The organism is Kribbella sp. NPDC026596 (genome assembly GCF_040638415.1).
Classification (GTDB): domain Bacteria; phylum Actinomycetota; class Actinomycetes; order Propionibacteriales; family Kribbellaceae; genus Kribbella.
The window spans coordinates 15417-41848 of the sequence record NZ_JBEZYF010000048.1 but is presented as its reverse complement, the minus strand read 5'-3'; the positions used below and the strand labels follow the sequence as shown (position 1 = coordinate 41848).

General features: G+C 68.5%; 17 protein-coding genes. 12 read left to right on the top strand and 5 right to left on the bottom strand.

Annotated features, from left to right (window positions below; translation table 11 throughout):
* Positions 1-14 precede the first annotated feature (14 nt).
* The 7 genes from AB0E63_RS31500 (at position 15) to AB0E63_RS31470 (ending at position 8613) form a co-directional block, all read left to right on the top strand.
* A complete protein-coding gene (locus AB0E63_RS31500; protein ID WP_360374336.1) occupies positions 15-752 on the top strand; it encodes an MFS transporter in 738 nt (245 codons plus the stop codon).
* 268 nt (positions 753-1020) lie between these two features.
* Complete coding sequence (locus AB0E63_RS31495; RefSeq protein ID WP_360374334.1) at positions 1021-2037, top strand: expansin EXLX1 family cellulose-binding protein; 1017 nt, start codon at positions 1021-1023, stop codon at positions 2035-2037.
* Between the two features lie 129 nt (positions 2038-2166).
* A complete protein-coding gene (locus AB0E63_RS31490; RefSeq protein ID WP_360374332.1) occupies positions 2167-2421 on the top strand; it encodes a sigma factor in 255 nt (84 codons plus the stop codon).
* Between the two features lie 29 nt (positions 2422-2450).
* Positions 2451-2696, top strand: a complete 246-nt coding sequence (locus tag AB0E63_RS31485; protein WP_360374330.1) for a sigma factor-like helix-turn-helix DNA-binding protein — start codon at positions 2451-2453, stop codon at positions 2694-2696.
* Complete coding sequence (locus AB0E63_RS31480; protein ID WP_360374328.1) at positions 2693-3481, top strand: hypothetical protein; 789 nt, start codon at positions 2693-2695, stop codon at positions 3479-3481. Before AB0E63_RS31485 ends, AB0E63_RS31480 begins: the two co-directional genes overlap by 4 nt.
* Before the next feature lie 198 nt (positions 3482-3679).
* On the top strand, positions 3680-6295 hold the full coding sequence (locus tag AB0E63_RS31475; RefSeq protein ID WP_360374326.1) for an RICIN domain-containing protein: 2616 nt from the start codon (positions 3680-3682) through the stop codon (positions 6293-6295).
* Between the two features lie 155 nt (positions 6296-6450).
* On the top strand, positions 6451-8613 hold the full coding sequence (locus AB0E63_RS31470; protein ID WP_360374324.1) for a hypothetical protein: 2163 nt from the start codon (positions 6451-6453) through the stop codon (positions 8611-8613).
* A 198-nt stretch (positions 8614-8811) separates the two neighbouring features.
* On the opposite strand, the gene AB0E63_RS31465 is transcribed toward AB0E63_RS31470, so the two are convergent.
* Complete coding sequence (locus AB0E63_RS31465) at positions 8812-12255, bottom strand: putative Ig domain-containing protein (protein WP_360374322.1); 3444 nt, start codon at positions 12253-12255, stop codon at positions 8812-8814.
* Between the two features lie 254 nt (positions 12256-12509).
* On the opposite strand from AB0E63_RS31465, the gene AB0E63_RS31460 reads away from it, so the two are divergent.
* Genes AB0E63_RS31460 through AB0E63_RS31440 form a run of 5 tightly spaced genes read left to right on the top strand, consistent with a single transcriptional unit; the run spans position 12510 to position 17869 of the window.
* Positions 12510-13823 (top strand): extracellular solute-binding protein, encoded by a 1314-nt coding sequence (locus AB0E63_RS31460; protein ID WP_360374320.1) that lies wholly within the window; start codon positions 12510-12512, stop codon positions 13821-13823.
* Between the two features lie 28 nt (positions 13824-13851).
* Positions 13852-14817 (top strand): sugar ABC transporter permease, encoded by a 966-nt coding sequence (locus AB0E63_RS31455; RefSeq protein WP_360374318.1) that lies wholly within the window; start codon positions 13852-13854, stop codon positions 14815-14817.
* The gene (locus AB0E63_RS31450) at positions 14814-15710 is read left to right on the top strand and encodes a carbohydrate ABC transporter permease (protein ID WP_360374316.1); all 897 of its coding nucleotides are present in this window, start codon (positions 14814-14816) and stop codon (positions 15708-15710) included. Before AB0E63_RS31455 ends, AB0E63_RS31450 begins: the two co-directional genes overlap by 4 nt.
* Before the next feature lie 26 nt (positions 15711-15736).
* A complete protein-coding gene (locus AB0E63_RS31445) occupies positions 15737-16744 on the top strand; it encodes a hydroxyacid dehydrogenase (protein ID WP_360374314.1) in 1008 nt (335 codons plus the stop codon).
* A 42-nt stretch (positions 16745-16786) separates the two neighbouring features.
* Positions 16787-17869, top strand: a complete 1083-nt coding sequence (locus tag AB0E63_RS31440; protein ID WP_360374312.1) for a LacI family DNA-binding transcriptional regulator — start codon at positions 16787-16789, stop codon at positions 17867-17869.
* 212 nt (positions 17870-18081) lie between these two features.
* Here AB0E63_RS31440 and AB0E63_RS31435 read toward each other — a convergent pair whose 3' ends face one another.
* From AB0E63_RS31435 to AB0E63_RS31420, 4 genes are read right to left on the bottom strand one after another with little or no spacing between them, the layout of a single operon-like run.
* Positions 18082-19320, bottom strand: a complete 1239-nt coding sequence (locus AB0E63_RS31435) for a TIGR02679 family protein (RefSeq protein ID WP_360374310.1) — start codon at positions 19318-19320, stop codon at positions 18082-18084.
* Positions 19317-23429, bottom strand: coding sequence for a TIGR02680 family protein (locus tag AB0E63_RS31430; RefSeq protein ID WP_360374308.1), 4113 nt, complete (start codon positions 23427-23429; stop codon positions 19317-19319). Before AB0E63_RS31430 ends, AB0E63_RS31435 begins: the two co-directional genes overlap by 4 nt.
* Entirely contained in the window at positions 23426-24610 is a 1185-nt protein-coding gene (locus tag AB0E63_RS31425; protein WP_360374306.1) for a TIGR02678 family protein, read from the bottom strand. Before AB0E63_RS31425 ends, AB0E63_RS31430 begins: the two co-directional genes overlap by 4 nt.
* Positions 24607-26139: a TIGR02677 family protein gene (locus AB0E63_RS31420; protein ID WP_360374304.1), complete on the bottom strand. Its 1533-nt coding sequence runs from the start codon at positions 26137-26139 to the stop codon at positions 24607-24609. The genes AB0E63_RS31425 and AB0E63_RS31420 overlap by 4 nt, the downstream gene beginning before the upstream one ends.
* Positions 26140-26432: the final 293 nt, after the last annotated feature.

Sequence of the window (26432 nt, the reverse complement as noted above, 5' to 3'; positions counted from 1 at the left end):
TCGGCCTCCAGACCGTGTTCGCGTCGATCTCCGCCACGCTCTTCTTCGCCGTCGGCGGCGCGCTGGGTTCGCTGGGGTGGCGGGCGCCGTTCTGGCTCTACTCGTCCAGCCTCGTCTTCGCCGTTCTCACGGTCCGGCTCGTGTGGCAGCCGACGGCGACCCGCCCTGGCAGCCACGACAGCCTTCCGCCGATCCCGTGGCGCACTATCGCGGCACCGTGCCTGGTGACGCTGTTCGGCGGCGTCGTCTTCTATACACCGATCGTCGAGCTGCCCTACGTCCTCGACGCCGCCGGCGTCGCCGCCGTCACCACCATCGGTGCCGTCACCGCCATCGCCTCGGCCGCCACCGCCACCGGGGCGTTCGTGTTCGGGCGGATCTCCCGCCTGGGCACCCACACCCTCCTGCCGATCGCCCTCGCGCTGGCCGGTACCGGCCTTGTCGTCGTCGGGCTCGCCGGCTCCGTTCCTGCGATCGTCATCGGCGCCGTCGTCGCCTCCGCGGGCACCGGACTCATGTTGCCCACCCTGCTGGTCTGGGCCGTGTCCGGGCTGTCCTATGAGCAGCGCGGCAGGGGCACCGGACTTTGGACCGCGGCCGTGTTCATCGGCGAGTTCATCTGCCCGCTGCTCGTTCTGGCGCTCGTCCCAGCCACCGGTGGTCTCGGCGGTGCCCTCGTCCTCATCGGCAGCCTCACCCTCGCCCTGGCGGCCGGCACCCGCCTCCGGCTACCCCGTCCCGCTACCGCCTAGCACTCCAGCCAGGCGCCCGCGGTCGCGAACGCATCGCAGACCTGGAGTTCGGCCACCACCGACCATTGCTGAATGTGCGTCCCCTTCGCCGCTTCTACACCCTGGCCTGCGAGTGTGCAGCCCTTGACAGCCGTGACGATCGCGGTGGGGTGGTGTTCCTCGCTGCTCCGCCCAGGTCCGTGGCGATGTCGGCAACGGGCGGCAACCTTTTCGGCTCCGGCGGCAACTGCGCTGTGGAACGTCGACCGGATCTACCGAACGGATGGACATGAGGACAACGATGCACGGCGCGGCGGAGCCGCTGCGCAAGCGCCGGCGGGTCATCGGCATTCCGCTGGCTCTGCTGTTCGTCGGCGTCGTGGCCTTCCTGGCCGCGGCGCTCCTCATCGGGGGCCGCGCTGATACCCGGCGTACGGCCGAAGAGTCCGTTACGGCGGCCCCGGCGAGCGTCCCGGCCGATTCCGGCTCACCGACCGTGGCGGCCGACGCCTCGATGGCACCGACGCAGGCGCCGGTCACGAGCCCGCCGCCATCGCCCCGCGGTACCCCGACGCCGTCGGCCGCCAGCAAGTCGCCTGCCGCTTCTCGCAGCCCGCGCACGCCTGCCAACAGCCCGCTCAGGCCTTCCAGCACCCCGCACCCGGAGTCCGCGGCGTCGATAGCGCCTCTGGCCGGACGGATCAAGCCCGCCATCCGTTACCGGGGCGTCGCGACCGCCTACGAGGCGGGTGACGGGAATGGTGCCTGCCTCTACGGGCCGTCCAGCGACCTCATGATCGCGGCGATGAACCACACCGACTACGAGTCGGCCAAGGCATGCGGAGCGTACGTGCTGGTCCGCGCCGCCAACGGGGCGTCCATCACGGTGCGGATAGTCAACGAGTGCCCGTTGCCCTGCGCACCCGGGCAACTCGACCTCAGCCAGGAGGCGTTCTCCAGACTCGCCAACCTCTCCGTCGGCCGGCTCCCGATCACCTGGAAGCTGCTGAGCCCCCCCGCGTCCGGCACTCTCTCGATCCGGTACAAGTCTGGCTCCAGTCCGTACTGGTGCGGCGTCCAGGTGATCGGCCACCGCAACCCGGTGGCCGCGCTTGAGTTCCGGACCGCCAAAGGCTGGCGAAACCTGCACCGCACCGACTACAACTACTTCCTCGCCACCGACGGCAACGGATGCGGCAGAGCGATCAGGGTCACCGACATCTACGGTGAGCGGCTGACCATTGACGGGATCGCCCTCAAACCGGACGTCGCGCAGCCGACCCGGGTCCAGTTCACCCGGCATTGACCGTGCCGCCCGTCCATCGTCAGGACTGCCTCCTCCACGGGCGATCGCCTCCGGCAGGCGGTGAGGAGCACTGTTACGCTCGGCCCGATTGTTAACGCGAACATCGCAGGGAGAGGGCAACCGCGGGAGATGCTGGTCGACGACGCGTCCGCGGAGTTCCACGACTTCTTCGAACGCCACTACGCCGAACTGGCGCGTCTCGCCCACCTCCTGACCGGCGAGAAGGACGCAGCCGACGACCTCGCCGCCGATGCGCTGGTTGCCCTGTGGCAGCGCTGGGACCGGCTGCGGGCAGCGCAACACCCAGTCGCTTACGCCCGCGGCGTGGTGGCCAATCTGGCACGGGAACGGATCCGGAGCGGGTCCGCGAGCGACGGCGAGTAGCGCTGTTCTGGTCCCGCAGTACGGAGCCGGTGGACGGGCCGGACGTTGCGGTCGTGCTGGACGTCCGGGCCGCGCTCGCCCGGCTGCCGTTCCGCAAGCGGGCGTGCGTGGTCCTGCGCCACGCCCTCGACCTGTCGGAGAAGGACACCGCCGCTGCGCTGGGCATCTCGGTCGGTACGGTGAAAAGCCAGACCTCGAAGGGGATGGCCGAGCTGGAATCGTTACTCGGCGCGGAAGCGGTCGGCGAACTGGCGGCAGGAAGGAGGAACCGGTGAACGACGAGATCAGGCGACGGCTGCGAGAGGCCGCCGAGGCCCACGAGCCCAACCGCGCAAGGATCCTGGCGCGCGTGGAGCGCGGCGCGGCCGACCCCATCGTCCGGCACCGCACACCTTCGATCGCGAGGTCATGGCCCCGGGCGGCGATCGTCGGTCTGATCGCCGCCGCCACCCTCGCGACCGGTGGTCTCGCCGTCGCTGTCGCCGCCATCGGCGGAGCTCCGTCGCCGCCCGCCAGCTCCCCCACTCCCGCGGTCCCGTCCCCGACCGTCCCGTCCCCGAGCGTCACGTCCGCTCCGACGCCATCAGCCCGCAGCACCACTACCGGTCCGGCCCCCACCACCAGCTCGGGCAGCGCGCGCCCGACTCCGCCGGTCGGCAGCCGGGCCGAGGACGGGCCGTTGTGGTCCGAAGGCTCGCTGGACGTGCACAGCACCATCTACTGGGCGCAGAACAACCTGACCCTCAAGACCACCAAGCCGCTCACCTCACTCACCGTGGAACTGCGCATCGCCCAGACCGGCGACGTGCGGAGCACCGGCAACTGGCAGACCCTGCCGAGCGACGACTTCACCGTCACCGTTCAGGAGTCCGGCGGTGCGCTGCTCTACCGCTGGGTCCTCAAGCCGGGCCGCACGGTGCCGGCCGGACAGCACGAGTTCGCCGGCCAGTACAACCACGCCACCGGCGTCCGCAAGGTCAAGCGCGACAGCTACCGCGTCCACGCCCAGGCCTCAGGCGTTTCCGTCGCAGTCTGGGGAGGGTTCGGCCCGACCCGGTGAAGGCGGTCCCGCATGTTCATCGCCGGCAGCAACGCTGCAGGCGAACAGGTTGTGCTCCCATCGGGCGACCGGCAGCGAAAAGATTCCGGCCCGCGGCAACCTTTGCAGCGCCTGTGACCACTAGGGGGCGGACCAGGCCGCTCCGTTGCCTGGATCCGTCTTCCTCCGGTGAATGACATGCAAGGAGTACATCCCCCCATGGACACCCCCACGCACCGCGGGCGTTACCGCGGCCGCTGGACCGCCACCGGTCTGCTGGTCGGCGTGCCCGCCATCGTCGTGCCGTGCCTCCTGTTCCCGCAGCAGGACTCGCAGGCCGCGACGGTCGACGGCAGCGCGTACTACCAGCTGGTTTCCGTGCGCAGTAGCAAGGTGCTCGACGTCAACGGCTTCTCCACCGCCGACGGCGCCCGTATCCAGCAGTGGACCGACCAGCACACCGCCAACCAGCAGTGGAAGCTGAGGTCCACCGGGAACGGCTACTACGAGCTGGCGAACCGCAACAGCGGCAAAGTGCTTGGCATAGCGGGCAGTTCGACCGCCCACGCGGCGGCCACCGAGCAGCAGACCGACAGCTCCTCCACCGCCCAGGAGTGGAAGATCAGCGAGGTGAGCGGTTCCGACGCCGTCACCTTCACCAACCGCAAGAGCGGCCAGCTCCTGGACGTCTCCGGAAACTCCACCGCCCAGGGCGCAGCCGTCATCCAGTTTCCCGCTACGGGCGGCCCCAACCAGCAATGGAAGCTGGTGAAGTTGGCCCAGCCCCAGACGGCCGGGTCCGGACCGTACGCGTGGAAGAACGCCCAGGTGGTGGGCGGCGGTTACGTCACCGGTCTGGTGTTCAACCCGCGCGAGAAGGGCCTGCTGTACGGGCGCACGGACATGGGCGGCGCCTACCGCTGGGACACTGCGGCCGAGCAGTGGATCCCGCTGGCCGACTGGGTCGGCGAGACGGACTGGAACCTGCTGGGCATCGATTCGCTGGCCACCGACCCGGTAGACCCCGACCGGCTCTACCTGGGGGCGGGGACGTACACCAACGACTGGGCGGGCAACGGCGCGATCCTGCGCTCCACCGACCGGGGCCGCACCTTCCAGCGCACCGATCTGCCGTTCAAGCTGGGCGGCAACGAACCCGGCCGCGGGGCGGGCGAGCGGCTCGTGATCGACCCCGCGGACCACGGCACCCTGCTGCTCGGCACCCGCAAGAACGGCGTGTGGCGCAGCACCGACTACGGCGTGACATGGAGTCAGGTCTCCTCGTTCCCCGTCAAGGACGGGGCGAGCAGCGGCGCGGGCATCTCCTTCGTGACGTACGGCCCGGCCGGCAGCAACACGGTCTACGTCGGCGTCAACGACAAGTACACCTCCCTGTACCGCTCCACCGACGGCGGCAACAGCTGGCAAGCCGTCTCAGGGCGGCCCACCGGCCAGATGCCGCAGCACGGCGTGGTCTCCGGTGACGGCTCGCTGTACCTGACGTACACCAACGCCATCGGCCCCAACGACGTGACGGCGGGCTCGGTGTGGAAGTACACGCCGGCCGGCGGCGCGTGGAAGAACATCTCCCCGTCCCAGGGCGGCTACGGGTTCTCCGGTCTGGCCGTCGACCCGCAGAAACCGTCCACGGTGATGGTCACCACCCTCGACCGGTGGTGGCCCCAGGACGAGCTCTACCGGACCACCGACGGCGGTACGACCTGGAAGGCCCTGGCCGACAAGTCGGTGCGGGACGCCTCCGGCGCTCCTTACGTCGGTACCGGCATCGGGCACTGGATGACCGCCCTGGCCATCGACCCCTTCGACTCCGGGCACGTGCTGTACGGCACCGGCAACGGCATCTGGCGCAGCAAGGACGCGAACGCCTCCGACAGCGGCGGCACCAGCCACTGGATCTCCGGGGCCCGCGGGCTGGAGGAGACCTCGCTGGCGGACGCGATCGCCCCTCCCGGCGGCGCCACCGTCATCACCTCCATGGGCGACCAGGGCGGCTTCCGCCACGACTCCCTGACCGAGGTGCCCGCCGGACGGCTGAAGAACCCGCTGATGAGCAGCAGCACCGACATCGATTTCGCCCAGTCCGCCCCCGCGGTGATGGTCCGCGTCGGCACGGGCGGCGCGCAGGACGGCGCCTACTCCACCGACGGCGGCAGCAGCTGGAACGGCTTCACGGCAGAACCGGTCGCCAGCGCGAACAGCGGCCATGTCGCGATCGCGGCGGACGGCTCCACCATCGTGTGGACCGAGGCCGGCCAGGCCCCGTACCGCTCGACCGACAACGGAGCGAGCTGGTCGAAGGTCAGCGGCCTGGGCACCGACGCCGAGGTCGTCGCCGACCGCTCCTCGGCTGGGATCTTCTACTCGCTGTCCGGCGGCGCGCTCTACGCCAGCACCGACGGCGGCGCGACCTTCACCGCCCGCGCAGGCAACATGCCCGCCGGCCGGCTCACAGCCGTCCCCGGCATCGCAGGAGACCTGTGGATCTCCGGCGGCGGCAGGGGGCTGCTGCACTCCACCGACGGCGGCCGCAGCTTCGCCGCGCTCACCTCGGTGCAGTCCGCCTCCGCCCTCGGCTTCGGCAAGGCCGCGCCGGGCGCCACCTACCAGGCCCTCTACCTGATCGGCAGCATCAACAACGTCACCGGGATCTTCCGCTCCACCGACAAGGGCGCCACCTGGGTCCGTATCAACGACGACGCCCACCAGTGGGGCAGCATCGCTGGAGTCGGCGTGATCACCGGTGACCCCGACACCTACGGCCGCGTCTACATCGGCACCAACGGACGCGGTCTGCAGTACGGCGACCCGTCCTGACCCACAACCCATTGAGCCCCGGGCCGGCCTGCCAGCAGGCTGACCCGGAGCTCAACTGGCCAGACATCAAGCCTGTCCAAAGGCTTTGCCGAATCCATCGAAGCTGCGCCGCTCTCCTGACTAGGGTGGGCGCCGGATTCGAGGAGGATCACAAAATGAGACGCCTGATCGGGGGCTTGGTTGTACTCGCCACTCTGCTGCTACAGGCAGCGCCGGCGGTCGCGGCTGGGAGCGGTGACATCACGCTCGACATCCTGGCGAACCGGAACGTCACGCTGACCGGTGACGCGGTGGTGAACGTGCCCGATGGAACCACGATGTACGACGGGGTGATCCGCGGCGAAGGAACGCTGCGGATCGCGGGCAGCGGCACCTTGATCCTCACCAAGGACAGCGACTTCTCGTTGCCCAAGGCAAGGCAACGGCAGGCGGTCCGGATCCTCGGCGGCAACCACCCGTACGTCGTGGTCACGCGGCCCGATCCGCCGGCGGTCGTCGTCGACAAGGGCGCGTCGCTGCAGTACGGCAACGGCGGCGGCACCGGACTGATCGGCAGATTCCCGTACGGCACGCCCGGCTACCAGCTCAACCAGGACAACATCGAGGTGAACGGCACCCTGCGGTTGTCGCTCACCCGGTCCTTCAACCTCGGCACGATCAGCGGCTCCGGGTTGATCAGCCAACCACGGTTCCTCTGGGGCACCCTTGATCTGGCGGGCACCAATCCGTTCTCGGGCGTGATCGACAACGGGACCCAGGCGGCCGCCGGCAAACCGGAGACCACGGTCGCGCTGCCGAACGCCCGGGCGATCCTCAACCAAGGCACATGGACCATCGACACCCCGCTTCACCAGACCGTCACCATCCGGCAGAACTTCTACCAACGAGAGTACGGCAGCGACATCAACGTCCAGTCCCGCCCCGGCAGCAAAGTGATCCTGACCGGCCAGTACAGCTACACCGACCGTGGCGGCAACACCAACCCGTCGCTGAGCGACCCGGCGATCAACTGGCGGAAGATCCCGCACGACCTGAACAAGCGCGGCACCAACATCAAGGGCGCCGACGTCCAGTGGGGCGACGGCAGCACGAACAAGATCTTCATGCCAGGCACCGCGGACACCGTCTACATCAACCTGCTGGCCGCGCGGTTCCGCTCCAAACTCACCTTCGCCTACAACGGCCCGGTGACGCTCGGCGCCCCGATCGGTGGCGGTGTTTTTCACGACACCCTGAAGTCGCCTGGCGCCGGTGACGTCGTGATCAAGTCGGTCCGTGGCAACGATGTGACGTTCGCCGCCAACCAGTACTACGACGGCTCGACGACGATCGAGAAGGGTGCGACCCTTCGCCTCGGAAGTGGACGGCCCGGAGGTGATGGCAGCCTGTTGACGAAGGCCGCGTTGTTCCGGGTCGTCAACGAGGGTTCGCTGGTGGTTTGCAACGCCGACAAGGCGATCACGCTGTCGAAGATCAGCGGCACCGGTTCACTGACCCAGGCCGGCGCAGCGACGACTCGCCTCGCCGGGGCGCTGACCTACACCGGCACCACCACGATCTCGCGCGGAGTCCTGGCGCTCACCGGCGGCAGCCTGACGTCCAGCAGCGCCGTGACGCTCACCAAGTCCGGCGCGAAGCTGGATCTGACCAAGGCCGGCAACCAGACACTCCGAAACCTCAGCCAGGCCTCCGGCACCACAGTCCTGTACGGCGATCGCGCCACGCTCACCTTGAGCCGTCAGTCCAAGGTCTCCGGCACCTTCCAGGGCGGCCGGCTCGTCAACGTCGGCACCACCGGCGGGACGTTCACCGTCAAGGGCGATTTCGAGCAGACTCCCGACGGTCGACTGTCCACCCGAGCGACCGGTACGCCGGTCCGCGTGTTCGGCAGGGTATCGCTGGCCGGAAAGCTCGACCTCACCCCGCCGGCCAACCTCACCAAGGAAACCCTGCTGATCGCCAACGACGGCACCGACCCGATCGCCGGCGCGTTCACCAACCTCCCCGAAGGCACCCGGGTCGCGGGCTACCAGATCACCTACAAGGGCGGCGACGGCAACGATGTCACGCTGAAACCCGTCAAGGCGAAGGCAGCCCTCGACCAGCCCACCGCGCACAACACGCCCCCGGCAACCACCACGACTGCGGCCGACGGCTTCTCCCTCCGCCTCCCGGCCACCCTCGCGGCCGCAGCCGTCGCGCTCCTCGCCTTCATCTCGATCGTCGTCCGCCTCCGACGTCGCACCTCTCAAGGACAATCCGGTGCTGCTCGCCCGCGTCCCGGAGGACGTCGGCGAGGACACGAAACCGGCGCGTGAGCTCCGCGCGCTCCGCAGGCTCGCGCGCGAACGAGCGGCTGCCCCATCGCTGGTGCCGATCCCAGTCGTGGCTGGCGTAGAGGCGGAGGTCGGTCGCGACGAGGTAGAACCGGTCACCTTCCGGAGAGCTGATGTGCTCGGCGAGCGCCCACCGTAGCCCGGTAGGCGCTCGCCCTGATGGTCGTCTCGAAGGTCGACCTACCCAGCGGGCTTGATCTCTCCGTAGAGCTCGACCTCGGACAGATTCCCGAACCAGTTCGTCGCGTTGTAGATGCGCAGGTACCGGTAGTGACTGTTGCCTGACGCCTGTTGATCGCTCCAGGTGTTCGCTACCGCTCCGGTGACCGGCTTGGTGAGGTCGGTCCAGGTCTGGCCGTCGTTCGACCCTTGCACGACGGTCCCGTTGGCCCGCTGTGGGTGGCTGGCCCGCGGCAGGAACAGCACTTCCTCGGGTTGGACGGTTGTGTGCGCGCCGAAGTCGAGGATGTAGTAGGCGCCAGTCCCACTGTTCAGGTCGCTGTAGGTGCCGGGGTTGCGGTCGAAGAGCAGGTAGCCGACCTCGTCGGCGCCCAGCCCGGTCCCCGGCCATTGCTTGTCAGAGGCGGTGACGGTGGCCGCCTTGGCCACGTCGATGAAGTGTGCGGGGTCGCCCGCGATGTAGAGCTTCGATCCGTCGGTCGTTCCGTACTCGGTCGGGCCGGCTTTGCCATCGGCATCGACATAGTCGACCGCGACCTGGATGTTGCCAGCAGCAACGTTGTCCAGCTTGGTCGAGGCCTTCCAGTCGACTCCGTCCGCCGAGGTCGCCTTCGCCGTCACGCCTTGGACGGTGACCGTCACCTGCTGGAGCGGCTTCTTCGCGGTGACTGAGACATCGACAGTGTCGCCTGTCATGATCTTGCCCGCGATGGCCTGAGCGGACGTGATCGAGGCCGACTTCACCAGGTTCCCGATCTCGTGCCGTTCGCCGTAGATGTGGAACTCGGTCATCTCGAACACACCGCGCACGATCCCGTAGAGGACGTCCGGCAGCTGTTTGATCATCTGGATCTTCAGGTACCGGAACTGGCTGTCCTGCAGGTCCTTGGCGACGTCGAGGGTGTTGTAGTCCTGGGTGAACGCCGTGACTCCTGGGGTGAGCCGGGTCCAGGTGACGCCGTCGTCGGACCCGAACACGGCCGAGTTGGCGAGCCTGTCGGCGAAGATGTTGCTCTGGAAACCGAACTTCGTGGCGGACACTCGGTAGTCCGGCCCGAAGTCGAAGGTGTGCGACAGGTTGACGGCCTGGGGGTAGACCGTGCCGGTCTGTTCATCGCCGTCGACCATGTTGACGACGCGGTCCCCGGTGGTGGACGAGGCGACCAGTCCTGGGTAGTCGAGGCTGCCGTCCAGAGCGAGCTTCGGCGAGAGTGGCCGCAGCCCGCCGACGGCCGCGACGAGGTTGGCCAACGCGGCCAGGTACTCGGCGTCGGAGCCCTTCTTGCGCAGGTTGTCCGCGGCGTCGACGGCGGCGCTGAACGCATCCTTGGTCGCGGACTCGTACGTCGTCTGCGGGTTGTGCCCCTTCTTCGCGAGCTCCAACGCGCTCGTGCGGTCACCGGCCGCGGTGAGGGTGATGCGGCGCGCAGCCGTGTTGGTGCCGTCGTCGGCGGCGACGGTGACCGTCTGAGACCCGGGCCGGGCGGGCTTCCAGCTCAGGATGCCGGTGGTGGGGTCGAGCGCGGCGCCGTTCGGAAGCCCGGTCGCGGTGTAGGTCGTTCCGTTCGCGGCTGTCGCAGCGACGTTGATCTTGGCCTCGGCACCCAGCCAGCCGACGACCCGGTCAGCTGCGGCGTCGGGAAACACCGGCCCGGTGAGCTCGGCCGCGGCGTTGATGTTGATGCGGTCGAGGTCGACGGTCGCGCCCTCGATCCCGATGAACAAGATGTCGTCCATGGGTCCGTCGGTCGTGACGTAGCGCCACCTGCCGCCGGTGTTCGGCAGGAGCACGGGATAGTCGCGTTTCAGGGTGCGGCCGTTCCTGGCGGTGTGCAGATGCATGACGGCGTCACCATTGGTGCGGCCGAGGAAGCCCAGCTTTGGGCGGGCGGTCGCGCCGTTGAGATAGGCGATCTTCGAACCGGGAGCCATGCGCACGTAGCCGTCCCCGGCCTTGACGTCCCCGGCCAGCTGCGTGTATCGGTCCTCGATCTCGTAGAGATTGGGGTTGCTGCCCAGCGGAGCCGTCGATTCCCCGGCCGCCGTGGCGGGTGCGAACAGCCACGAGTCACCGCCGCCGTCGCCGCCGTCCCACGAGTTGCCCAGCACCCCGCCGCGGTAGTACAGCGGGCCGGGCCGTTTGGCGTAGGCCTCGGCGAAGTAGGGAGCCATCGCCTTGACGTCCTCGCCGAGCGTGAACTGGTAGTAGTAGTAGATCTCCCAGAAGCTCGCGGTGACGTACCGGCCGCGGTATCCGTCGGCGAGATGGTTGTAGGTGTCGCGGATCGTGCCGTCCGGCGAGATCGCGTACGCCATCGGTGTCCACGGAGTGTCGTAGCCGAGCATGAAGCGCCAGAAGTAGTCGGCGGCGGCGAGAATCCGGTTGCCGAGGAACTCGTACGGGCCGACTGCGTTCGGAGCGGTGGACACGGTACCGGCGACCGGATCGACCTTCGTGCCTTGCGCCAGCAGCATCCGGGAAATGATCGCGGCGTTCGTGAGGTCGCCCCCGCCATGAGCCTGGTCGCGGCCCATCTCGGTGTGCTGGACGTGCGGGTCCTTGATCGGCTTGCCGGTCTTGTCGTCGTGATCGACCCACCGGAACAGCCGCGCGACCGAGCCGTTGAAACCCTGGTCCTTCGCACTGGCGTTGACGGTGAACCATTCGACCGACCGCTGGTAGAGGGCGGTGTCGTCCATGAAGATCGCACCGGCCATCGCGCCCATGAGCGGGTAGTTGTGCTGGTTCATGAAGTGGTTGTTGTCGTTCTGGAAGGTCTCGATGACCGGTACGACGAGGTTGTGGGTGAAGGCCTGCGTGTCCGCGTCGGTCCACGGGTATGCCTCGTCGGCACACGAGGTGTAGCGCAACAGCTCGGCGGCCGACACCATCCGGTTGAGGGGGACGCCGGTGTGGATGTGCAAGTCGGTGAAGTACTCGTACTTCGCCGGGTCCATCTGCTCCCAGATACGGATGATGTCCAACGCGTTCTTGCGGTAGACCTCATCACCAGTGAGGACGTACAGGACAGCCTGCGTGTAGGACTTCAGGCCGTCGGCGATGAACCGGCCGTTGAAACCCTGGCTGTTGAACGCGTCGGAAGCGGGCTTGGCCGGATCGGTGCTGCTGCGATTGGACGACGTCACGGCCCTTCCGGCCGCCGACGACTTCTGCATCGCAAGGAACGACGAGGTCCAGGGTTCGGCGCCCGCGGCGATCTGCCGGCGGGCGTTCTCCAGAACGGGTTCGGTCAGGCCGACTCCGGGGTGGACGAAACCCTGCGCGCTGACGGTGGACAGGAACGTCACGGCACACGGGCCGGACTGTTGGGCGGCGGCCGGCCTGGCCGCGACGGCCAGAAGGCCGGTGATGAGCAGCATCGCTGTGGCAAGGACACCGAGTCGTCGGACACGGGCGCCGATGGCGCCTGGAGTCGGATCCACGGAGAGCACCTTCTTCCTGAGGCGGAGGATTCGCAGGAGGAGTTCGATGCCGAGCAGGAACCCGCGGCGATCGCCGATCAAGATTCGTACGCGGCCATAGTTAACGGTTTCTACGCTAGGCAACATTGAGACCCCTCGGCAAGAGTACGAGCCCTTGACGATAGGGGTTTTCTTCTCCTACGTTCGTAGAAATCGTTAACTATGACGATGCCCGCTCTCTTCCAGAAGCCCTATCCACCCCTGGAGATACAGTCATGCCCAGAACCAGCCGTCGTGCTGTGCTGACCGGCCTCGCCCTGTGCCTGGCCGCCACCACGGTCGCGTGCAGCAGCAGCGACGCCGACAAGAGCTCCGCGTCCGGCCCGGTCGAGATCGAGTACTGGGCCTGGGCCCCCGTCCAACCCGTCGTGGACAAGTTCAACGCCACTCACAGCGACATCAAGGTCAAGCTCGTGAAGCAAGCGGACCTGCCCACCACCGCGACCGGGCTGCGCAACGTCGTCGCTGCCGGCAGCAGGATCCCCTGCCTGGTGCAGAACTTCGGCGACGTGCCGGCCCTGCTGTCGGAGGGCCTGCTCGCCGACGTGACCGACTACATGAAGCCCGCAGAGAGCAAGTTCAAGCCTTCGTCGCTCAAGGCCGCCCAGGTCCAGGACAAGTACTACGGCATCCCGACCGGCACCGGTCCGACGTTCATGATGATCAACCGCGCTGTCTACGACAAGCACGGCGTACCCGTGCCGAAGACCTGGGACGACGTGGTTGCCGCCGGTAAGGCGCTCAAGCCGCACGGCGTTCAAGTGATGAACCTGGCCGGTGAGGACCCGAGCACACTGGTCAACCTGATCACCCAGGCCGGAGGCAGCTGGTACTCGGTGCAGAACGACGCCTGGAAGGTCGACTTCCTGTCACCCGAGTCTGTTGCCTCGGCCAACATTCTCCAGCAGCTCGTCGACAACAACCTGGTCGCCAACCAGACCTACCAGGACCGGCCTGCCCTGATCGCGTACTTCGACGAGGGCAAGATGGTCTCGTTGCCGACCTCGACCTGGCAGCTGACCAACTACGAACTCCACTTCAAGAAGACCGTCGGCGACTGGCAACCGATCGATCTTCCGCAGTTCGCCGGCGCCACGAAGTTCGCGACTCCCGCGCACGGCAATGCGCTGCTCGTCCCGAAGGGATGCCAGCACCCGAAGGAAGCAAGTGAAGTGGGCATCTGGATGAACACCACCAAGGACGGCATCGACGCCACCTACGACAAGACGACAGGTGCCTACGCCTGGCCGGGCGCGATGCCCGACCCGTCGCCATGGATCGACGCCGCGGTACCGCAGAAACTGTTCGGCAGCCACCGCTCGGAGGCCAAGGCCGTCATCAACAAGGCGTCCGAGTCCAGCGTGGACAACTGGCTCGTCGGGCCCAACTACACCGGCGTCTTCAAGGAACTGCAGGACCAGTGGGCGCAGGCGGTCACCAAGAAGATCACCTTCCGCCAGCTCCTCGAGAACATGCAGAAGTTCACCGTGGACGATCTGAAGGCCAAGGGCATCAGCGTCGCGAACTGAAACCGACGACAGAATTCGAGGAGTGCGGATGTCCCTGGATCTGAAACCGAAGCCATCGACCGCATCACCTGCCGATCGGGCCGGGGACATCCGGTCCTCCGGCGGGCGCTGGCGCCGTACCGTGGCGCTCAAGGGCGCGTCGTTCACTGTGCCGTTCTTCGCCGGATTTGTACTCCTCACAGTGGTCCCGGTGATCATGGCGCTGAGCAAGAGCCTCTACACCGCCAAGAGCTCGGGCCTCGGCTTCGGCGACAAGACCGTCAGCTTCAGCGGGTTCGAGAACTTCGATCGCGCCCTGCATGACGTGAAGTTCTGGGGCAGCCTGTGGCGCGTCGCGCTGTTCGCCATCGTGGTCATCCCACTGATCCAGGCCACCAGCTTGACCTTGGCGCTCTTGCTCGACTCCGTTCGCCGAAGGGTCGCCGGAAAACTCCGGATCGCGATGCTCGTGCCCTACATGAGCCCCGGCATCGTCGCCACCCTGATCTGGATCTACCTCTATAGCCCTGCCGTCGGTCCGCTCACGCCGTTCTTCAAGCTGTTCGGGATCGACGCGAACTTCTACAGCAGCGAGCTGATCTGGGTGTCGGTCGGCAACCTGATGGCGTGGGGCAGCATCGGTTTCAACATGCTGATCGTGTACGGCGCTCTGCAGGCCGTGCCGCGTGACATCTTCGACAGCGCGCGCGTCGACGGGGCATCCGAATGGCGCATCGCCTGGTCGATCAAGGTGCCCTACGTACGGCGCTCCCTGGTACTGGTCAGCGTTCTCGGCATCATCGGGACGCTGCAGATCTTCAGCGAACCACTGCTGTTCCGCTCCATGACTCCGGAGACCGTCACCAAGGACTTCACCCCGATCATGACCATCTACAACCAGGCCTTCGCCGTCGGCGACTTCAACTACGCCGCCGCGCTGTCCATCGTCCTCGCGCTCGTGGTCGGTCTGATCTCGGCGGTCTTCTACAAACTCACGAACAAGGCCCCCGCATGACCACAGCCACTGCCCGCAGACGCCGGTACGACGACGACCTGCCGGCCGGCCATCACCCGTCCAAGCTGTCCAGAACCCTGGTCTGGACAGGCCTCGTCCTCTTCCTCATCTACTCGATCGCACCAGTCTGGTTCCTCATCGTCTCCGCGACCAAGAACCAGCGGGACCTCTATACCACCAACGGCCTCTGGTTCGCCGAGTTCCACCTCCTCGGCAACACCCGGGACCTGTTCACCTTCCACGACAGCATCTTCCTGCGCTGGATGGCGAACACCCTGGTCTACGGCGTTGTGGGGACGGTCGGTATGACCGTCATCTGCGTCGCCTGCGGATACGCCCTGGCCATGTACCGGTTCCGCGGCCGAGGCATTCTGATGGGCTGCATCATCGCCTCGTTCCTGATCCCCGGCGCCCTGCTGACCATCCCGTCGTTCCTGCTCTACACCCGGTTGCACATCGTCGACACCCCCTGGGCGATCATCGTGCCGCACTTCTTCAGCGCCTTCTCGGTCTACCTGGCCAAGGTGTACGCCGAAGGCGCCGTCCCTCCCGAACTCCTCGAAGCGGCCCGCGTCGACGGAGCCGGCGAGTACCGCGCCTTCTTCACCATCGGCGCCCGGCTGATGACCACCGGCTCGGCGACCATCTTCCTGCTCGGCTTCGTCGGCTCCTGGAACTCCTTCTTCGGCCCACTCGTCTTCCTGCGCGGCGAACAGAAGTGGACCGTCATGCTCGGCCTCTACTCCTGGCTGAACATCAAGGTCGACCAGTCCGTCGACCTCACCGGGCTCGTCATCGTCGGCGCGATCGTCTCACTCATCCCGATCGTCGCCCTGATGCTGTCCATGCAGCGGTACTGGCGGTCCGGCATCACGCTGGGCAGCCTGAAATAACCTTTCACTCATGAACGGAGGAGCCCGTGGCCGATCGCCCTGCGGCACTTTTCGCCCTCGGTGCACACCATCTGCCGGACCTGTATCCACCACGGTCCATGCACCGGCTGCAGCAACTCGTGCGAATCGACCAGACCGTCGTCGCCGAGCGGTTCGACACCGACGCCATCCGGGCCGCCCTGGCCACGGCCGAGTTCCTGATCACCGGATGGGGCTGCCCACCGATCACCGCGGAAATCCTCGACGCGGCACCCGGACTGCGGGCGATCCTGCACACCGGCGGTTCGGTCAAATCACTCCTCGCTCCGGCCTGCTGGGAACGCGGCCTCGCGATCACCTCAGCTGCCACCGCGAACGCAGAACCTGTCGCCGAGTACACACTCGCCGCGATCCTGTTCGCCGGCAAGAACGTCTTCCGTCTCCGCGACCGGTACCACGCGACCAGACACTTCACCCTGGCCGAAGTACAGACAGGCGTGGGGAACTACGGCCGGACGATCGGAGTGATCGGCGCCTCGCGGATCGGCCGGCGCGTCATCGAACTGCTCCGCCCGTTCGATCTCGAGGTGTGCCTGTTCGACCCCTACGTCGACACGGCCACCGCCGCCGAACTCGGCGTACGGCAGGTCGACCTTGACACGTTGCTGCGCACCTGCGACGTCGTCAGCGTGCATGCTCCTGCGAACCCGCAGACCGATCGCCTGATCGGAGCCGAACAGCTCGCGCTGATGCGGGACGGAGCGACCCTGATCAACACCGCACGTGGCAGCCTCGTCGACACTGATGCACTGATCGGACACCTCCGGGCCGGACGGCTGTACGCCGTACTCGACGTGACCGAGCCCGAGCCACTGCCCGTCGGCTCCGCACTCTGGGAACTGCCCAACACCTTCCTGACACCGCACATCGCCGGCTCTCACGGCAACGAACTGGCACGGATGGGCGATTGCGTCATCGACGAACTCGAACGCTTCCTCGACGGCCGCCCGTTCGCGCACCGGATCCTGGCCTCCGACCTGGACCGGGTCGCCTGACCTATCGTTGACCCGTTCCAGTCTCTCCGAAAGGGGGCCGCGGTGGCTCGACAGCCGACCTCCGGCGACCGTCCGACCGTCAAGGACGTCGCCGCCTCGTCGGGCGTCTCCGCCACCACGGTGTCCCGGGTGCTCGCGGGCAACTATCCCGTGTCCGCGGCGACCCGGGCACGGGTGATGAAGGCCGTCCGCCAACTCGACTACGTCATCAACGCCCAGGCCCGAGCCCTGGGAGGCGGCGGCACCAAGACCGTGGCCTTCATCGTCCATGACCTGGTCGGGCCCGCGTTCGCGTATGTCGGTCAAGGCGTCGAGCAGGAGGCCACCGCTGAGGGCCGGCTGTGCCTGGTCTGCACCACCCACGGCGATGCCGAACGTGAGCTGGAACTCATCGAGCTCATGCGCGAGCAACAGGCCGAGGCGGTGGTCCTGGTCGGCGGCGGCAGCAACAGCCCAAGCTACGTCGAGCGGATGACCCAGGCCGCCTGGGCGCTTGACAAGTCCGGCTCCCGCTTGGTCCTCTGCGGCCGCCCGCCGCTGGGCCCGGACGTTCCCGCGACCGTGGTCGAGTACGACAACGAAGGTGGTGCCTACGCCATCACCAGCTACCTCCTCTCTCTCGGTCATCGTGACATCGCCTTCCTGGGTGCCGGCGAACCGGGTCACAGCACCGTCGACCAACGTCTCCGCGGGTTCGAGCGCGCTCACGAGGCACATCGCCTCCCGGTGACACCGCAGCAAACCCGCGCGATCACCTTCGACCGCGGGTCCGGCTACCAGGCCACCCGCGAACTACTGACGCGCGGCCAGAAATTCACCGCCGTCTTCGCCGCGACCGACGTCGTCGCGAGCGGTGTACTGGTCGCGCTGCGAGAAGCCGGCCTCCGGGTACCCGAAGACGTCTCGGTCGTCGGGTACGACGACATCCCACTGGCCAGAGACCTCACACCGGAACTCACCACAGTCCACGTCGACCACGAGGAGCTCGGCCGAACCGCCGTACGCTACGCCCTCAACCGCGACCGGCACGCCATGAACCAGCACACCGTGATCGGCACCCACGTGATCATCCGCAACTCCACCGGCCCAGCTCCCACGCGAGGCAAGCCCCGCGCCCGGAAGTAGCCGATCTCATCGAGTCAGCGCGGCCGGCCGATCGCGATCCGGCGCGGGCATTTCATCCCAGACTGCACCCGGATGAGCGGATCTGTACCAATCCGGGCCGCCTAGCAAACCCGTGTCCCGGGGATCTGTCTCTGTCGGCAATACGCACAACACGCTGCGGGAAGGGCATACGTGACCACGATGCCGAAGAAGTCGGGAGCATGGATCGAGGGTCAGTGGGCCAGGTCGGAGAGCAGGGGGTCCAGGACGTGTTCCTCTTCGACGGCCCGGCCGCTGGTGAGCATCGTTTGCGTGAGTTGCGGGTCCCAGGTCGCGGTGACGGAGGCGCCGCGCAGCGGGTGGCCGCGCGGTGGAACGCTCCCGGCCACGGACGCGTAGTCCGCGGCGCCGAACCTCCACGGATGCGCGGGTACGCGATCGAAGATGACGTTGGCGATCCGGATTCCGCCCCAGTCGAAATCGCCGTGGTAGACCAGCTGCGCCCCGTCGGCGGCCAGCCGGCGCAGCAGGTGCATGACGGCGGCGCTCGGTTGCCCGTTGCTGCACACCAGCGGCGCGCTCTCCGCACCGAGCCGGTCCGCGGCACTCGAGACGACGATCGGGTTCTCGCAGACGAAGACGTACGGCGCCTGCGCCCGGATCTCGTCGCGCACCACCTGACGCAACGTCAGTACGGCGGGCTGACCGTCCTCGCGCAGCGCGCCGAGTGCGCGTCCCGTCGCGGACGCGGAATTGCCTGGAAGCCCCAGTGTGAGCACGGTGGCCGAGAGCTCGTCGCGGAGAATGCCGACTGACGCCCAGGCTTCTCGTCTCCACTCGGCGCCGCTCCCTGGGGCGATGCCGGACAGGGCTCGGGCGGCGTTGAGCGCCAAGGTCGCCAGCGGCTGCCGGTCGTCGAGCGCGTGCGCACGTCCGATCACCCGCGCGGCGAACCTGCCGAGCAGCTCGCCCCCGGTAGGCAACTCCCGGACGACCGCTGCCAGCTCACCCAGTGCCGGCCGGGCTGCCGTTGGCGTCCCCATCAATCGCCGGACGAGGCCACCTCGCTCGAGTTCGATGAGCCAGTCGGCGAGCTCGGGGCGTCCCTCGACCGTCTCGCGCAGGGCGGCGAACGCGAGCCGCCATGCTTGGACCTGCTCGGCCGCCACCAGCTCACGGTCGATCACCTCGCCGGTCAAGGCGATGACGGCGGCCTCGAGACCGGCCGGGCTGGCACCGGAGTCGCGCAGCAACCGGTCGAGCGCGGGCAGCGACACAGTGAGCGCGCGGCCCGGTACCGGGCGCCGCCCGAGCAGTCGCTGTACAGCCGAGCGCTGAGAACCAGTTGCGTCAGGTAGCGTCACGCTGGTGTCCAGCGGCTGACCGCGCTCCATCCGCTGACGCACCCGGAGTACCAGCCAGGCAAGGTCGTCGGAGCCGAGCAGCCGCCGCAGCCTGGCTTCGTCGATCACGCCCACAACCCGTCCTGCGGAGTCTCGTGGACATCGCGATCAACTCGGGTCCGCCGCCGCCCGTCCCATTCCCAGTTGGTCACCAGGACGGCCGGTACGCCGTCCGCACGCGCCAGCTGTGAGATCGCGAGACCCGGCACCTCCGGGTAGCAACCCCACTCGCGCTCGCTGGTCATCACCACATCCATGTCGAACGCCGCGAGCAGACCCAGGTACTTCGCTCGCGCGTTGTCGTCCACACCCGCGAACGCCTCGTCGAGGGTGATGAGCCGCGGAGCATACGGGTTGCCCGCCGAGCTGTAGTGCGAGGACGCCGCCGCGAACAGTGGAACGCTCGCCGCGAGAACCCGTTCACCACCGGACGCCGGGCCGGTGGCCGACTTCCACTGCCCGTTCTGATAGCGCTGGATCACGAACTGGTTCCAGGTGCGATAGTCCATCGCCGCCGTCAGATGCTCCAGCCAGGTCCCGGTCGTGTCCTGGGCGCGGACCTCCGCGATGCGTGCCTGCAGGAAGTCACCGACGGCGGCACGGTCCTCGGGCGCCCAGGCGTCGGAGGTCTGGCGCAGCAGCCGTTCCCGGGCCGCGGCCAGGCCGGCCGGACCATCGGGACGAGGCTGCCACAGCAAGCGGAGTCGCATCCCGGTGCTGGTCGGGCGGTGTTCCAGTTCCGCGTTCATCGCCGCGACCTGCGCCTCGGCGGCGGCGATCAGCTCCTGCAGCGTGCTGGCCACCTCGGTGACGAGGTGGTTCTCGAGAACCTCTCGCTCACGTTCGCTCAGCAACCGTTCACGGTCGGCCACGTCCGTCGCCAGCGCTTCGACCAGCTGCGTGACTGTCGCCGGGCGTCCCAGGAACTCGATCTCGATGACGATCCCGTCCTCCTGCAGATCCGCCGACGCGCGGTTCCCATGTCGCGACAGCGTGTCCTGCAGCGTCTTCAGCTCGGTGTTGAGCCGATGCTGGGCGCGATCCCAGACCGCGTCCGCGTCATCCACGGTACTCAGCTCGTCGTTCACCCGACGGGCCAGCCGCATGGCGGGGACCGGCGCCCACGACGTACCGGCAGATGGGATCTCGAGTGTGGGCAATGCGACGGCCAGCAACCCGGTCCCGGCGAACCGCCGGAACAACTCGGCTGCCCCGGCCCGCCGATCCGCGGCCTCGTCGAGTTGCCCGGTCAGCGTCTGGAGCCGGCCGTTGGCCTGGCCGCGTGCCTCGATCGCCTCGTCCATCGCAGCTCGCGCAGTCTCCTGCTCGGACTGATTGTCCCGCAACAGCCCGGCGGTCTCGGCGAGCTGAGCCTGCAGCTCGGCCACCGCGGCGCCGACGGTGTCCTGCAAGGTCCGATGCCGCTCCGCATCCGCCGTCGCAGCCTGCTCGGCATCACGGGCGCGCATCACGAGCTCGGCGTACACGCGCTTGACGGTTGCGAGATCACTCGCAGCCTCGGCCACCTGCCGCGCCGCATCGGCGACTGCGGACAGTGCCGGCCAGAGCTCGACCAGGGCGATGCGGTAAGTGCCCAACGCGTTCCCAACGCTCGACAGCGCGTCCGGATCGGTCGGGAGTCCCACGTCCCGTGCTGCCGTTTCCAGCGTGGACCGCGCCAGCTCGGCTGCTTCGACGGCGGCGGTTTCCTTGCCTTCAGCAACTTCCCGGCGGGCGGTCAGCCCTTCCTGCTCGGCGACGAGCCCGAGTACGACGCTATGGGCCTTGCGCAGCGTAGCGTCGGACGGCACAGTCGCGACCTCGTGCGCGAGCGCAGCCTTCCGTTCGTCAAGGCGTTGCCGAGTCAGCTCGAGGTCGGCGAGCTGGGTCTCGACAGCCGCGGCCTGCTCGCGCAGCTCAGCGAGCCGGATGCGGCGCGCCGCATCGCGCGCCGTACGACCGATCAGGCTCGCGGCAGGCTTGTGCCATCGCCCGGCCAGCACGCCGAGACGGAACCGCCCATCCGCGGCAACCCAGGTGTGCATGTCCTGCTCGCCGTATCCGATGGAGGACAGCAGGACGTCGACCAGTTCGGCGGACACGGCGTTCAGCTGCGGATCGTCGGGATCCGTCACGGCCCGCAGAACAGCGCCGAGGTGCCCCGGCGTAGCATCGCCGGCGCGTAGCAGAACGTCGCCGGTGTCCGCCGCCCGCAAGTCACCCTCGGGTGTCACCCAGGCGTCGAGAATTCCGGCGGCCTCGAGCGCGGCCTCGATCCCCGCGCGGTCCGCGTGGTCGAGCCCCTCCGCGAAGTCGACAAGGCGCCACAGCGGTCCGCCGGGCCGACCTTCCCGCGCCGAGGGGTCCCTTGTGTACGGCGCTGGTGGGACCGTGTCCTCTCCCCGCTCCAACCGGGCGATTTCACCGGTCAGCTCCTGGTGCCGGCTCCGTTCGGATCGTTGGCGCGCGGAGACGTCGGCGGCTTCGGTCGCGAGCTCGGCCGCGAGCGACTGGCTTGCGGTGACGACCGCGGTGGCCGCCGGGTTCGGGCCGTCGAGTGTCTCCACCCACAGGTCGAGTTCAGCCAGCAGAGCCGCCGGATCCGCCACGCGAAGCTCGGTCGCGCGTTCCAGATGTCCGCGAATCTCCGACACCAGCCCGGTCCCGGCCTCGGTCACAGCGTCCACCGCAGCGTGACGCCGTTCCGCGAGACCTGCGGCTTCGGAATCGAGCTCGGCCAACTCCCGCCGTACGGCGGCCACGCCGTGATCGGCAGCGTCAGCCGCGCGGAGCAGGCCGTTCACGTGGTCGAGTGTTCGCTGTTGGCGACGCACGATCTGCTCGCCCAGCACACGGAGCTGGGCAGGATCGCCACCAGGCAGAGCCGGCGACCGCGGGTGCTCCGGCGCGTCCAACGCCCGATCGATGCGCTCGGCGTGATCGGCCGCGACCCGCGCTGCGGCCGCGGCGTCGACCGCCTGCGCCCGAATTGCTCCCAGGGCATCGTCCTGGGCAGTCCGCCGTGTCTCGGCTGCTGCGAGCCGCCGTTGCTGTTCCTCGACCTTAGCCTCGGCGTCGCCGCGCTCGCTGGTCAGCCGCTCCGACTCGACCCGCGACCGGCGCGCGTCCTCGGCCGCCCGCTCCAGCTCGCCGGCACTGCGCATCTCCGGACTCGTCCGCAGGGCAGCATCCCTGGCCTGCAGGCGAACCCGCTCCGCTTCGGCGGCTGCCAACCTGCCTTTCGCGTCGGTCAACCGGGTCTCCGTGGCGGACACCGCGTACTGCGCGTCGCTGAGCTCCTTGCTGACTCGTTCGAAGGTGCTGTGCGCCTCCCTCGGGAGCCTGGCACGGCGCCGTGACGCGATCCGCGCGTAGCGACGATAGTGATCCAGGAACGACGTCGCCGCATCTCGTGCCTCGGTCATCGCATCGAGCGCGGAGCGGTCCTCCTCGAGACTGCGGAACGCCTCAGCGACGTCCGCGATCACTGCCTGGTCCAGCGGCGGCAACGACTCGGTCAGCGCTGCCGACAGTGCCTTCTCGCTGGGCCGTTTCGACAGTTGTGGTTGCCGGAGCTGAATCAGCAAGTCGACGAGTACGCCGTACCGCTGCTCGCCCAGGCCGAACAGACTGTCGTCGACTGCCCGCCGGTAATCGCGCGCCCGGTCGTACACCGTCCCGCAGTCGCCGAGCACGTCGTCGAGGCGATCCCGGGTCAGCGCGGTCCCGGTCGCATCGACCAAGGACAGATCCGCGCCGACCCGCCGGCTGGTGACGAAGAACCAGTGCCGCGCGATTCCCCGACCGGCCACCGCCTTCAGACCACAGCCGATCGTCCGGAAGTGCGCCGTGCCGTCATCGTCGAGACGACCGAATTCCAGCCAGGCGTAGCCAAGGCGCTCGGGATGCGGGTGGTCCCCGCCGAGCAGCAGGTTCCACTCCATGCGTTTCCTCGGATCGGCATCCGGCTCGACCCGGTGCGCGGACAGATCGCCGTCGAGCAAGAACGGAAGGGTCAGCGCGAGCACCTTCGACTTCCCGGTGCCGTTGTTGCCCCGCAACAGCAGCCGACCGCCGCGGAACCAGAACTCCTCCTGGTCGTAGTAGAAGAGATCGACGAGACCGGCCCGCAGCGGCTGCCAGCGCTCGATCCTGGGCAGCGGGAGCTCGCGGATCATGCCGTTTCCTGAATCGTCGGTTCCGCCACCCGGTACCGCGAGAGGGCGGGCCGCGCGACGACGACGTTGCCGGTGCGCGAGATCAGCCGCAGCGCGAGCAGCCGGGTCAGCGCCGTCGCCGCGAGCGCGCGTTCGGCCCCTGGATCGGCGACATCGCGCCTCCAGTAGTTCTTGTGCTCGACAGCCTTCCGGCGCAGCAGCTCGTGGATCTCCTCCACGGGCACCTCTCGGTCTGCAGCTCCGGCGAGGTGTTCCGCCACGAGCAGCGTCGCATGCCCCTCGGTTCCGCTCTCCGGCATCCGTACGTCGGTCAGATCGTCGTACGGATCGACCATCGCGATGCCTTCGGCCCGTACCTCGGCCACCAGACCGGTCAGCTCGGTGATCCGGGCGGTGATCGCCGCGCGCTGACCGGTGAGGTAGGTGCGCTCCACCTCGTCGAGCTCCGCGTAGTACAGCACCGGGTCCTCGAGCAGGCGACGGGTCAGGTGATGGCGGATCCGCTGGTTCCGCAGGTCGTCCGTGGTCGGCGGTAGCTCCCGGGTCAGGGCCGCCAGCCGCTCGCCGAAGTCCGTCGCCTCGATGGTGGACGGTCCGCGCGGTGCGGTGAGCAGCGCGCCGAGCACTCGACGCCGTACGTCGTACAGCACGTCGCCGGTGTCCTTGACGAAGGAGTCCTCGTCACCGGCCACGCGCCCGAGGACGCCGATGTCCATCAAAAGCCGGACCACGGCCACCATATCGGCCCGCTCGTCTCGTCCCTCGAGCTCGAAGCCGACACCGGCGGCCGACAGCCGCGGATCCGCTGCCCCGAGCACCACCTGCTCGGCCAGCCTGCCTAGGGTGATCTGTGCCTCGGCGCGACTCAGAGCTGCCAGGGCCAGGCAGACCAGCACGTACCGTCGACGCCCGAAGGCCTGCTTCGACTTCACGTCCCGGGCCGGACGAGTCGCGTCGCCCGCGCCGGCGACAGTCTTCGCCAGCCGCGCCATCTCGCTGTCGACGAGCAGGTGCCAGCCAGTGTTGCGCTCGAACCACTCACGGAGCGCGGGCGCGTGCCGCCGTACCAGAACGAAGTCGTCGTCGGTCTGCCGCAGCAGCGGGCGGCGCAGCAAAGCCCGGGCCGCCCGGCGGGACTCGTCCGCGCGTGACGCGGCCAGCGCCTCCGTCAATCCGCTCATGCGCTCCGCTCCACGACGTCGGCCGCCAGCAGATCCACGATCTCGACGAGATGGTCCGGGCCACGGAAGGTGCCGTCCGGCGTCCGGACCTCCGCAGACCGGCCGTCTTCGAGCGCGGTAAGGCGGATCGCCATCGTGCCGTCGGACGTCGTCGTCTCGACCACCCGCCGACCGGGCACCCGGGCCGCCAGCGCGTCACCGAGCAATCCGAGGAAGGCTCGGAACGCCACCGGATCGAGCTCGCCGAGATCCGACAGGCGCGTCGGATGCGACGTCGCCAGCACTTCCCGCGCGGCCTGGGCCCCGGCGGACTCGCGGCGCGCCAAATCGGCGAGGTAGGCACGCTGCTCGGACCGATCGACCACCCGGCTCGGCTTACCACGCCGCTCGTAACTCCCGGTCCGGCGGAGCCGCGGGCTGATCACCAGCGGCGGCGCATCGGCCCACGGCGTCTGCGCCGGTACCGCGTCCGCCGTACCGTCACTCGTCGAGAGGTGACGCGCTCCGCTCAGGCCGAACGACGCCTGCCACAGCCGATGCAGGTCGTCCTCGCTCGGCGCCTCGGCGAACCACTGCGCCAGGGCGCGGAAGTCCGCCGACCGATCGGACCGGCCCGAGCGGCGCTCGTTCAGTACCGCGACGACCTGGAGCAACTGGGGAATCGCGGCCCGAGCCTGCGCACGCAGCAGCTTCGCCTGGCTCGGATGATGCGGCTCGCTGACGAACCACGCCCGGAACCCGAGCCACCGCTCCTGCCACAACCGCCGCCCGCGCTCGAACTCCTCGCGGCGCGGGTCGCTCTCCTCGGACGCGCCGGGCGCGGCATCCTCGGCCTCCCGCCAGGCCGCGACGTCCAGCAAGGTACCGACGTCGCGGCGTTCCAGCTCGCCGACGAGTGCGGCGATCTCGGCGCCGGTACTCACGAGATCCTTGATGAACCGTTCCAGATAGTCGATCAGCCGGTCCTTGTACGCACGGAACACGTCGGCATCCGCATCGTGCAGATCAATCGTGCGCTGCAGCGAACTCATGAAGGCCTGGGCGTTGCCGGCCAGATCGGTGAACCGGTCGACCAATCCTCTGAGCAGCAGATGCACCTTCGCCGCATCGGGTTCGGCGGCCTGCAACAGCCCGGCCAGCGCGCGGAGCTGCGTCGCGATGTCCGTCAGAGCGACCGCCTGCAGCGCACCACGCCGACCGAGCGCCTCGTCGTACGCCGCGACTGCCTGCTCGACCGCCTCGCCGCGCACGGTCAGCTGGTACAGGAAACGCGATCGGTGGAAGTCCTCGACCGATGTCACGCGGCTGGTGTCCGGGTCCGCGCGCAGATTGCCCCACTCCACCAGCCGCCCGAGCGCATCGGTGATCACCGGCAGCTCCGCCGCGTCCCGCATCGACGTACGCACGTCCTCCGGCCGCAGATGGACGACGAACCGCCGCTTGGCCTGCACGAACGCGTCCATGACGGCCCGGTACAGACGCTCGTTGGGCGCCGTCAGATAACTGAACGGCGTGAACTCTCCGTCCACAGGACCTCCTCCCGAACCGGCCAACGCCAGCGTACCGAGAGTCACCGACAGTACGACCGCCTCCGGTCGCTCCTGAACGCGGTCGTCGGGATCGGTGCGGACTCGACCTGAACAGCATCCTCCACGGCCTGGTCACCGCAGCCTGCGAGCTCGCCGGTGCCGCCTACGGCGCGATCGGCGTCCTCGCCCCGGAAGGCAAGCGCTCATCGGCCACGCCGCCTGGTGGCCGGCCACCAAGACGAGAAGGCTTCCCCGAGTGCGAGAGCGCCCATCCCGAGGCGCGCGAGTTCGAA

Bases quoted from the DNA above. Each gene is read 5' to 3' on its own strand.
- AB0E63_RS31455 (WP_360374318.1), top strand. From the start codon at position 13,852: ATGTCCCTGGATCTGAAACCGAAGCCATCGACCGCATCACCTGCCGAT.
- AB0E63_RS31490 (WP_360374332.1), top strand. From the start codon at position 2,167: ATGCTGGTCGACGACGCGTCCGCGGAGTTCCACGACTTCTTCGAACGC.
- AB0E63_RS31425 (WP_360374306.1), bottom strand. From the start codon at position 24,610: ATGAGCGGATTGACGGAGGCGCTGGCCGCGTCACGCGCGGACGAGTCC.
- AB0E63_RS31460 (WP_360374320.1), top strand. From the start codon at position 12,510: ATGCCCAGAACCAGCCGTCGTGCTGTGCTGACCGGCCTCGCCCTGTGC.
- AB0E63_RS31475 (WP_360374326.1), top strand. From the start codon at position 3,680: ATGGACACCCCCACGCACCGCGGGCGTTACCGCGGCCGCTGGACCGCC.
- AB0E63_RS31470 (WP_360374324.1), top strand. From the start codon at position 6,451: ATGAGACGCCTGATCGGGGGCTTGGTTGTACTCGCCACTCTGCTGCTA.
- AB0E63_RS31450 (WP_360374316.1), top strand. From the start codon at position 14,814: ATGACCACAGCCACTGCCCGCAGACGCCGGTACGACGACGACCTGCCG.
- AB0E63_RS31495 (WP_360374334.1), top strand. From the start codon at position 1,021: ATGAGGACAACGATGCACGGCGCGGCGGAGCCGCTGCGCAAGCGCCGG.
- AB0E63_RS31430 (WP_360374308.1), bottom strand. From the start codon at position 23,429: ATGATCCGCGAGCTCCCGCTGCCCAGGATCGAGCGCTGGCAGCCGCTG.